The 240-nt window shown below is 40.4% G+C and carries 1 protein-coding gene; it reads left to right on the top strand.

The features are described from left to right. Positions 1–240: pyridoxal-phosphate dependent enzyme (locus AOA60_RS23145; protein ID WP_143522484.1), on the top strand; the 240-nt coding region annotated here is incomplete at both ends.

Here is a 240-nt window from a genome sequence, read left to right as displayed (position 1 = left end):
AAAGAAGAAATCTTCTCCGTGCTTATGGAGCAGAATTATTTTTAACTCCAGGACCTGAGGGAATGGGCGGAGCAATTAGGAAAGCCAAAGAGTTACAAAAAGAAAAAGGCTACTTTATGCCGCAGCAGTTCGAAAATGAAGCAAATCCGAAAATCCACCGTGATACAACAGGTAAAGAGTTACTAGAACAAGTTGGTGACCAATTGGATGCTTTTATTTCTGGAATAGGTACTGGTGGAA

This window comes from Pseudomonas sp. 2822-17 (assembly GCF_002742485.1).
Lineage (GTDB): Bacteria > Pseudomonadota > Gammaproteobacteria > Pseudomonadales > Pseudomonadaceae > Aquipseudomonas > Aquipseudomonas cyclaminis.
The sequence above is the reverse complement of the archived record's forward strand: the minus strand, read 5'-3'. Positions and strand labels throughout refer to the sequence as shown.